Source organism: Portibacter lacus, assembly GCF_021533215.1.
Taxonomy (GTDB): Bacteria; Bacteroidota; Bacteroidia; order Chitinophagales; family Saprospiraceae; genus Portibacter; species Portibacter lacus.
Genome location: NZ_JAJNKA010000002.1, coordinates 159607 through 170000, shown reverse-complemented (window position 1 = coordinate 170000; position 10394 = coordinate 159607). Strand labels below are relative to the sequence as shown.

At 34.6% G+C, this 10394-nt stretch carries 8 protein-coding genes and 2 rRNA genes (1 of these 10 running past the window's edge); 8 read left to right on the top strand and 2 right to left on the bottom strand.

All coding sequences use genetic code 11. The features are described 5' to 3' along the window. The 3 genes from L2586_RS03185 to L2586_RS03175 all read left to right on the top strand — a co-directional run. A 23S ribosomal RNA gene (locus tag L2586_RS03185) occupies positions 1–630 on the top strand (it extends 2225 nt beyond the left edge of the window). 96 nt (positions 631–726) lie between these two features. Continuing rightward, positions 727–838: ribosomal RNA gene (rrf, locus tag L2586_RS03180) — 5S ribosomal RNA — on the top strand. 386 nt (positions 839–1224) lie between these two features. Continuing rightward, a complete protein-coding gene (locus L2586_RS03175; protein WP_235291326.1) occupies positions 1225–2745 on the top strand; it encodes a tail fiber domain-containing protein in 1521 nt (506 codons plus the stop codon). 33 nt (positions 2746–2778) lie between these two features. Here the strand turns inward: L2586_RS03175 and L2586_RS03170 are convergent, their stop codons facing one another. Then, the gene (locus L2586_RS03170) at positions 2779–4245 is read right to left on the bottom strand and encodes a glycoside hydrolase family protein (RefSeq protein WP_235291325.1); all 1467 of its coding nucleotides are present in this window, start codon (positions 4243–4245) and stop codon (positions 2779–2781) included. A gap of 96 nt (positions 4246–4341) precedes the next feature. Here L2586_RS03170 and L2586_RS03165 point away from each other — a divergent pair, with 96 nt between their 5' ends. Continuing rightward, a complete protein-coding gene (locus L2586_RS03165; protein ID WP_235291324.1) occupies positions 4342–6489 on the top strand; it encodes an HAD-IIB family hydrolase in 2148 nt (715 codons plus the stop codon). Between the two features lie 116 nt (positions 6490–6605). Here L2586_RS03165 and L2586_RS03160 read toward each other — a convergent pair whose 3' ends face one another. Further along, positions 6606–6995, bottom strand: coding sequence for a Dabb family protein (locus tag L2586_RS03160; protein ID WP_235291323.1), 390 nt, complete (start codon positions 6993–6995; stop codon positions 6606–6608). A gap of 470 nt (positions 6996–7465) precedes the next feature. Between L2586_RS03160 and L2586_RS03155 the strand changes: the two genes are divergently transcribed. From L2586_RS03155 to L2586_RS03140, 4 genes are read left to right on the top strand one after another with little or no spacing between them, the layout of a single operon-like run. Then, positions 7466–7933, top strand: a complete 468-nt coding sequence (locus L2586_RS03155) for a hypothetical protein (protein ID WP_235291322.1) — start codon at positions 7466–7468, stop codon at positions 7931–7933. A gap of 1 nt (position 7934) precedes the next feature. Then, positions 7935–8276, top strand: a complete 342-nt coding sequence (locus L2586_RS03150) for a carboxymuconolactone decarboxylase family protein (RefSeq protein ID WP_235291321.1) — start codon at positions 7935–7937, stop codon at positions 8274–8276. Position 8277: 1 nt separating this feature from the next. Next, the gene (locus L2586_RS03145; protein WP_235291320.1) at positions 8278–8799 is read left to right on the top strand and encodes a PH domain-containing protein; all 522 of its coding nucleotides are present in this window, start codon (positions 8278–8280) and stop codon (positions 8797–8799) included. Then, positions 8792–10288: a PH domain-containing protein gene (locus L2586_RS03140; RefSeq protein ID WP_235291319.1), complete on the top strand. Its 1497-nt coding sequence runs from the start codon at positions 8792–8794 to the stop codon at positions 10286–10288. Before L2586_RS03145 ends, L2586_RS03140 begins: the two co-directional genes overlap by 8 nt. Positions 10289–10394 lie beyond the last annotated feature (106 nt).

The following is a 10394-nucleotide window of genomic DNA, read 5'->3' as shown; positions in this document are numbered from 1 at the left end:
TAACGGAGGCTTGCAAAGGTACCCTCAGCATGGTCGGTAATCATGCGAAGAGCATATTAGTATAAGGGTGCTTGACTGAGAGAGGGACACCTCGATCAGGAACGAAAGTTGGCTAAAGTGATCCGGTGGTTCCGTATGGAAGGGCCATCGCTCAAAGGATAAAAGGTACGCCGGGGATAACAGGCTGATCTCCCCCAAGAGCTCATATCGACGGGGAGGTTTGGCACCTCGATGTCGGCTCGTCACATCCTGGGGCTGGAGAAGGTCCCAAGGGTTGGGCTGTTCGCCCATTAAAGTGGCACGCGAGCTGGGTTCAGAACGTCGCAAGACAGTTCGGTCTCTATCTGTTGTGGGCGTAAGAATATTGAGGAGGGCTGACTCTAGTACGAGAGGACCGAGTTGGACACACCTCTAGTGTACCTGTTGTGGCGCCAGCTGCATTGCAGGGTAGCTACGTGTGGAATGGATAAGCGCTGAAAGCATCTAAGCGCGAAGCCATCTCCAAGATGAGTATTCTATTTGACTTCGGTCATAAAAGGGTCGTGGAAGATTACCACGTTGATAGGCTATAGGTAGAAGTGCAGTGATGTATGAAGCCGAGTAGTACTAATTACCCGAATGCTTCCTTTTTTTTTAATTTTTTATCTACAGCGTCGCTGTTCTTTCCAACTGTTATTTTTTTCCAAAGAACTTAAGAAATAATACACCTAGCGTGTATAAAAGAACTTAGGTGGCTATAGCGAAAGTGTGCACCTCTTACCATTCCGAACAGAGTAGTTAAGACTTTCAGCGCTGATGGTACTACGTTAACCCGTGGGAGAGTAGGTCGTTGCCTTTTTTTTTATTATAAAGCTTGATTGGTTTAACCATTCAAGCTTTTTTTTTGCCCTTTTTAAAATGATCTAATTGAGGTCTCATTAGATCCTTAGTTAAGGAGAAACTATAATATATTAGTATTAAGCTCTTGCCACTGTACTTCTAATATTATGCATGTGACTCATTCTGATTAATTCTATGATAATTCACTATTGACTTTGTGATGATATTTAAGTAAAATTATGAGATTATCTCATTACAATTGAAATCATGTCTCGAATTCTTTTTGTTTTATGTTGTAACCTAATATGTCTTTGTATCGCTTCAGCCCAAAATGTTGGCATCAATACCAATAATCCACTATATAAATTGGATGTCCGAAGTGATTCAAAAAATATAGCCAGTGAAATGCAATTAGCCACACCCTCAGAAAGTCATTTTTTACGGCTTTTTAGTGGCAGTGATACCAATTTTAATCCTTATATATATTGGAACCAAAATAACAAACTTGTATTTGGGAGAACGACTTCAGATTTTTCTAATATAAGCGCATTCCTTTCACTAGATGGGAAAACGATCGAAGTCCTTAATACAGGTTCTTCAGTATTTCTAGGTGAAGGTGCTGGTTCAAATGACGACGGTAATAGCAGAAATAATACTTCAGTTGGTCATTTTTCTCTTCATAACAATGTTGATGGAAATAATAATACTGCAATAGGCGTAAGAGCAGGTTTAGGATCAACTAATTCTAGCAGTTCAGGTAATGTTTTTATTGGTTACCAAGCTGGAGATTCGGAATTAGGAAATAATAAATTATACATAGAGAATTCATCGCACCCCGATCCCCTTATTTATGGAGAGTTTGATAATAAATTATTAAGGATCTATGGCATTCAAGAGAATTTTGGAGGTTTAGATATCAACAAAGGAATCTCAAGTGGAGTTGCACTAAGTATTAATGGGGATGAGGCATTATGGAGTGATGGTAATTATTTTAGTTATGGATTTGGAAGTACTCATAACTATTTTGGGAGACCAGTGAGAATCGGGAAAGTGGAAGGTTCCTCATTCGCGTTAGCAGATTTACATGTAGTAGATAACACCGGTATCGCTAACATCATGATAGAATCTTATATTCAAGATGCAATTATTCAACTTGCAGGAAATACGAATAATGCAACTGCTCATTGGACCATAAGAAGACGGAATTCTGATGGTCATCTTCAGTGGAAACATAATGACCTTAATAGAATGTTGCTTACCCAAGATGGTAATCTAGGTATTAATACACTAACTCCTGACCAGACGATTCATGTTAATGGAACATCTAAAGTATCTACCAATCTTCCTGGAACAGGGAATTTTGTCTCTACTATAGAAAACTTAGCTACAGCAGATAATAATAGATACAATGGTCTTTTAATTCGGGCAGGTGTTCCTGGTGCTAATTCAAATAATATTTCTGAACTACTTAGATTTGAAAGTCCTGATAACGCTATATTAGGAAGAATACAGCAAACATCATCTAACTCTGTATTTTTTTCAACAACATCAGACAGAAGACTTAAGAAAGAAATAATGAATACAAATTATGGTATTGATGAATTAATGAAAATTACCGTTAGAGATTATTATTGGAAATCTGATACAAACAATAGTAAATTACAAACTGGTTTTATTGCACAAGAACTATATGAAGTTTTTCCAAATGCCGCTTATCAAGGAGGTGAAAATGCAAATACCGATCCATGGGGAGTCAGAAATGATGCTTTGATCCCATTACTTGTCAAAGGAATTCAAGAACAACAAGATATTATTCAATCTCAAAATAAAGAAATTAGTGATTTGAAACAGATGGTAATAGCGTTAAAAAACCTAGTAGAGGATGACCTGAGATCTAGAGGTGATGTGAATCCTTCATCTAATTAGTTGATTGATTGCCATCCGATATCTTAATACAATTTACGATTCGTTTTCCTGTGATGCATATTCACTTACAGCATCAGGTAGATTTTTAAATATAGATTCTTTAAGCTCTATTTCAGAAGATGCTGAATATAAGCCAATATGCTCTCCACTATAGGTATAATCGATCAAGGTTAGTTTTACAATATTCTCAATACTTAGTTCAATATAATTTCCATATCGAATTAGCCGAAAATTGATTTCATCTGGATTTTCTAATTTGAATATATTAGACTGGATATTATTAAATATAAAGTTCTGCTGCACATTTTCTTCATTAAATCCCCAAGCTCGAATTTGAACTAATCCATGAGTGATATCAAAAGAATAGTAGTACCCATTTCCATCTTTATCAATATCACTTACCAACCCAAATTTTCCCATACCAATAACAGATAACTTCCCTTCCCAAATAAACGAATTGGATGGTTTCTTAAACGTAAAGATTTCATACCCGCTTCGGGCTCCTATAATACATCCATCTTGATGAATGTCAATTTTAGATGTAGGATTAGAAAGCATCGTTTCTAGATACGGAAATTCATTTTGATGGAGTTGGCTTATAATCATTTGATCCCAGCGATAGAAACTGCGAAGTAACAACTGACCATCTTTATTGACATCTAACTGTTTCGGCGGTGGAAGCACTCTTAATTCATCTACAGATCCTCCTTTAAAGAAAAAATTATAAATTAATAGATGTTCACCATCCCTTACAATTCTTGCAGCATAGTTACCTTGAGGAAGAAGAACATCAGATCTGAAATTATTGTATTCATCTAAAAACTTATCTGCATACCAATATCTAACTTTAATATCTTCCCTTATAGAGCCTATAATATATGATCGACCATTCAGATCAAATACACAGGGGCACTCCACATCATCATAAACCATCGGGTAAAGAATAGGAGGCATCATTTCATACTTTTCGTTTTCAAGCTTTAACAAAGCAACACATCCTCTCCTCGATGTTGGTCCGAAACTTGATCTCGCACAGATTAATAAATATTCTTCTCCGTTATGTTCGTAGTGGAATGGATCTCTGAAACTTAGCCATTCCCTAGGATTATTATCAATACCTTCGTAATATGGGCCTTCTGATTTTATGGGGAAGTTGTTAGGTTTGATTTTATTCCAAGTGATTAAATCCTCAGATTCTGCAATTCCTATTTTTTGAATTACTCCCCTATCTTTTTGATGTAAACCTGTGTAATACATCCTAAATTTATCTTCATTTTTTGATACATGCATGGTCCATAACATGTCATCATCCCATTCTCCTGGATGCCCTACAAATAATGCATTGTTCACCCTTTTCCATTGTATGCCATCATCAGAAACTGCATGCGCAATATAATCATGGTTAGGAATTATTAAATGGAATAGATGATACTTACCCTCATGTATAAAAACATCTACATCTCCTATTTCCCAATCTCTAAATCCCGAACCTGTATACATATTTCTGAGTTTACAATAAAAGTAAATGACAAAACTAGAGGAATAATCACTTAACTAAGAAAATTTAGTTATTATATTTTAAATCAATTAAGAATAATGAAACAGTTTTATATACAACTTTATAGTCCGCATGGCTTAATTAGATATGAGAATCCAGAAATTGGACGGGATAATGACACCGGTGGACAAGTGAAATATCTACTAGAACTTGTAGAAGCATTATCAAGAAAGGAAAGTGTTAGAAAAGTGGATCTGTTCACTCGCAAGATAACAGATAAACGTGTATCACCTGATTACTCTAAGGATATAGAAGTAATAAATGATAAGGCTAGAATAGTTCGAATTCCTTGTGGTGGAAAGACTTACCGGAAGAAGGAAACGCTTTGGAATTACATGGAAGAATTCGTAGATAATACGATTCGATTCAATAATGAACAAGATGATATTCCTGACATTGTGCACGGACATTATGCCGACGGAGGATACATCGCAGTAGAAATAAGTAAGTTTTTTGAAATTAAGCTAATTAGTACTGGTCATTCTTTGGGGCGAAAAAAGAAGGAACATCTGTTGGAGGAAGGCATGTCTGAGAAAAGAATAGAGGAAGTCTATAATATGGAAAACCGAATCAATGCAGAAGAAGCTGCAATAAGGAATGCTGAATTAGTGATAACGAGTACTCAACATGAAATTGACCAGCAATATAAAGGGTATGAAGGATTCGAACAAGCCAATTTTAAAGTTATACCACCAGGAACAAATCAAGATCTTTTCTATCCTTTTTATCGTCAAGAGATGCCTTCTTTTGATATATCTATAGAACAAGAGCAGGTATTATATAAGATCAACAGAGAGATTGATCGCTTTTTGTTTGATTCGAATAAACCATTAATTTTATCTATCGGAAGACCAGATGCGCGGAAGAATTTCTCTACAATTATAGAAGCTTATGGGAATGATGAAGAACTGAAATCTATGGCTAACCTTGCGATTTTTGCAGGTGTGAGGAAAGACATTAGCTTAATGCCAGAAGATGAACAAAATATTCTTACATCACTACTCTTGTTAATGGATAAGTATGATCTCTATGGAAAATTAGCAATTCCTAAAAAGAATGATCCGATGCTCGAGATTCCTGAGATTTATAGAATTGCAGCAAGAAAAAAAGGGGTTTTTGTCAATGCTAATCCAGGGGAGAACTTCGGATTAACAACAGTAGAAGCTGCTGCATGTGGGCTTCCTGTTATAGCGTCTCCTTATGGTGGACCTAAAGAAATATTAACTAAGTGTGAAAATGGGAAATTGGTCAATGTCAATTCGCCAGAAGAAATAGCTAAAGCGATCAAGGAAATAATAACCAATAACAAAACTTGGGAAACTTATTCTGCTAATGGAATAAAGGGAGTGAACAAGTATTATTCATGGGAAGCTCACACCGATACCTATTTAGAGGAAATAAAAAAGATTAATAAAACACATCAGATAAATATTGGTCGGAGATTATACGATTCGAAGATTTACATTATAAGTGATCTTGATGGTACGTTGATAGATGAAGAGCCGCAAAGAGAGTTAGATGAATTCACAGAATGGATTGAAGAAAATAAAGATAGGTTTGCATTTGGAATTGCAACGGGAAGGAACAAGCGCTTGACTTTAGAGGCTATGGGTAAGCATAATCTACCAGATCCAGATATTGTTATATGTTCTGCGGGCTCTAAGTTATATTACACAAATGATTTTCTCGAAGATCTTGGTTATAATAAGAATATTTCTTACCAATGGAAAAGAGAGAAAATCTTTGATGTAATGAAGCATTTACCGAAACTTGAGCTTCAGGAAGAAGATGCACAGTCGAAATTCAAGCTTAGTTATTATGTGGAAGATGATTTTACTAGCGATGATTATGCAATGATTCATAAACTCTTAGATGATAACAAATTAAAAGCGAATGTATTGTTGACCGATAATAAGTTATTAGATTTTTTGCCCATCAGAGCTAGTAAAGGAAATGCTATTAAATATCTTGCACATAAATGGAAAATGCCTTATAATAACTTTATTACTGCTGGAAATGGTGGAAACGATATAGATATGCTTAAGGGGAAAGCTAGGGGAATAGTTGTTTCTAATTACAGTCCAGAACTTGAGTTTTTGAAAAAGTCTAAAGGAATATATTTTGCTGAGAACCCTTTCTCTGTGGGAGTATTAGAAGGGATAAAGCATTACTTGGATAAAGGGTAGGGCTAAGATAGCCCATCTTGAAATGTGAAAGATTTTGGTATTAGAAATGGAGCGTTCAGCAAGTATGGGATACTAAACGCTCCTGAACAAATGTGCTAGTGTTTTATTTTAGCTTGCTACTCTATTTTCTCCCAATATTCATAGGATTCAACGTCTTTAATGTTCCCAGAAGAAAGTTCCTGAATGCGCTTGTGATCCGGATGTTTTTCAAACAGTTCATAACCAGCTACTGATGCGAAGGTGAATGTTATCGCTTGATCAAAACCTTGTGAAGATTCTTTTAAGTCGGCCACGTGTACCCATTCTAATCCATCAACTTTTTTCCTCATGCCCTTGTAAAGCTTCAGTATTTCCATCTTTACATTTTGGTCAATGGATTCCGCATAATTAACCAATAAGACTCGATTTAATACTTCAAAATTTGCGAATGTTTCCTGAGCACTTGACTGATAAGGTAGCGTGAAAATGGATGAAAACAGTGTTAAGAAGAATAGATATTTTTTCATTGATTCATAAGTTATTGGTTAATGTAATAAAATTGCTTTCCTCTAGAGACTATTGTTATATTTAGCTATTAGTCTACGAAAGCTAGGTAATCATAATCTTAGCTCAGATTTTATAAAAATTGAGATAACAGGAATTTGTGCTAAGCTCTTTTAAAAGTAGTATATGTTTATACCATTTGGATTTAGTAAATGATATCCTTTATTAACTAATCTCTTAGCATACAGAAAAGACCATTGCTATCTTTGCAATTGCTACCTGTAAATTGCATTAAAATATTGAAAGTCAAGTTGTTGTATCATTTATTAGTGATGAAATAAAATATGAATGTTTTAAATGAACGAAGCGCTCTAACTTCATTTCATTATAAATGACATTTTCCCAATTATCTAGTAAGCGGGTTATACCTCCTTGACTAAATAAACATCTTAATACTTAACTTTATAAAGGTTAATACTTAATTTCGCATCCTATGGGATTAAAGAAAATAGCGTGGCAGATTGAATTAGTATCATTGATTATAACAGGTGTTCTAGTTGCAATCGTATTGGTTCCAATCTTTAAAAATGTGCCTAATTTTCAGTATTTAACATATAACGTAGTAGCTATAGCTACTTTCTTTACACTGATTCGTTATATATTTTTACTGAGATACACACCATTTGCAAGATTTGCTCCACTTAAGATCATTTTCGTATTTCTGGCCATACCATTATTTATATATCTAATGGATGGTCTATCAGAATTTCAGAATCAATTAGATGAAGAAGGTACTTACAGTATGGTATCTCATTTAACGACAAGCAAGCAAATTCCACTTTCTAAATATATCCGATCTGAAATGATATTTTTCGGAGTCGGAGCATTGATAACAACTTTTATTTTGCCATTTAGAATGATTATTTCGATCTGGCGTGTAAGAAATAGAAATACAATTTAATATGTCATTAGTTAAAGAATTCAATGATTATCGGGAAAAGATGAACGATGTCATTCTTGAAAAAGAGAACAAAACGCTTAAAAGATTTTTTTCTTTAGATCACCAAGCTTATGCTGAGGGTGCACTTCCTGTGAAAACTAAGGAACTGATGGGACTCGTTGCTTCCATGGTGCTAAGATGTGATGATTGTATTAAGTATCATCTTGGAACGTGTTATGAAATAGGAGTAACCACAGAAGAATTATACGAAGTTTTTTCAATTGCTAATTTAGTCGGAGGATCTATTTGTATTCCTCATACAAGAAGAGCTGCAGAATATTGGGAAGAATTAAAATCCTCATAATATGGATGGGTTTTCAAATGTTCAAATTCAATTAGAAGAAATTCCCTCATTGGGTGAATTAAACTATGTGCCACTAGAGCGCAAGTATTTGAATATTTTATTACTAAATTCTTTGTTGGTTTTCATTATTAGCATCGTATTATTAGTATACCTATGGACCGTTATTGATAAGCAATGGTTTCAGAATAATTTCCAATGGATGCTGGTGGGCTTACTAGCATTATTTGTTCTTCAGTTTTTATTCGCATATAAATCATTTTCCTATAAAGCATATGGGTTCAGAGAAGCAGACATCACTTATAAATCTGGATGGTTGTGGAGAAGTATAACAACAGTCCCCTTTAATAGAGTGCAGCATTGTGAGGTGAGCCAAGGTGTTTTAGATCGCTACTTTGGATTGGCCAAACTGAAAATATTTACTGCAGGAGGTAGTGCTAGTGATGTCAGTATTCCAGGATTACTATTAGATCAGGCATCAGATCTTAAAGAATTTATATTAGAGAAAATAAAGACGGATGAGTAATCTGTTTGCAGAGCCTACAAGGCAATCACCGGTCGCCATTATCTTATTAATCTATAAATATTTTATTAATATTATTAGGCAATTCTGGCCTGCAATAATTGCTGTATTTATAGGTCAGCGATCAGGAAATGTTTCTAACTTAATTCTGATTTCAGTGATAGTTGTTGCCGTTTCAGCATTAATCTTTGCCATTGCTTCTTATCTCAGATTTTCATTTAAAGTACAAGGTGACGAGCTATTTATAGAAAAGGGCGTATTTAAGAAGTCAAAATTGAATATCCCTTTTGAAAGGATTCAGACACTTAACTTTGAGCAAGGGTTATTGCATCAGATTTTTGATGTTGTTAGAATCGAAGTAGATACAGCCGGTTCGGCTAAGAATGAGTTCTCTTTTAATGCTATTCAGAAAAATCTAGCTGAAGAACTACGAACCTTAATTTTAGAAAGAAAAACTGAAATAGAAGTAGTTGAACCTTCTGAACAAGCAGAAGACCTTCCTATTAAGGAAGAGTTGAAAACAATATTTAGTTTGGATCTCAAAGATTTGTTTATTGTTGGATTAACACAGAATCATCTTCGTACGTTAGTTCTTTTATTTTTCTTTGCACTCTGGGGCATGGGAGAATTGTCAGATGCTGGATTTGATCTTGATTGGATCAATAAAGAATCTGCAACGGCCTTAATTGAAAGTGGCGTTGTGATCATCTTATCTTTAGTTTTTATCTTATTAATCCTAATTATTCTAGGTACGGCCATAAGAACAATCCTTACCTATTATGAATTCAAAATGTTTAGGACGGATAAGGGATTTAAAATTCAATCTGGATTATTGAACAGAAAGGAGTATGCGGCACTTGACTATAAGATCCAACAAATTAAATGGGTTAATAATCCACTGAAGCGAATTTTCAAGATTCATCATTTGCAATTAAAACAAGCTTCCTCAATAGCGGTATCGTCTAAGAAATCCATAAAAGTACCAGGAATAAATCTATCAAAGATTAATGAGATCGTTAAATATCTATTTAGAGATAAGAATAATTATTCTGAATTAGAAACGCATAAGATAAGTGTTTTATATCTATATAGAAATCTGGCATATATCGGCATCCTACCATGGGTTATCATCTTTGGGATGGTGTTTTATATTACGAATAGACCAGAATCCTACTTCATCCTTTTAGCGATTCCTTATTTCAGTATTACAACTTGGTTCGCTTATAGAAAGTGGGCTTTTAGAATCAATGATGATCTAATTTATACCCACCACGGAATTTTTGAGAATAAGAATAATCTAGTCCAATTGTATAAAATTCAGAATGTTCAGATTCATCAATCTCCTTTCCAGTGGAGAAGGAACCTTGCCAATATTAGAATGTTTACAGCCGCTGGTTCTGTTCTTATTCCATATGTAAAATATGAGGAAGCATTGAAAATTAAAGACCTCGTCCTGTATCAGATAGAAACGAATGAACTGAAGTGGTATTAATCAAAGTTTAGAATAGGATTGCTCAGTAACTAGAAATGATTGCCTTTTATGTGGGTTTAAAGCCCAATAATCCTATTAGTTTGTGTCGAAATGACAAAATGTAAAA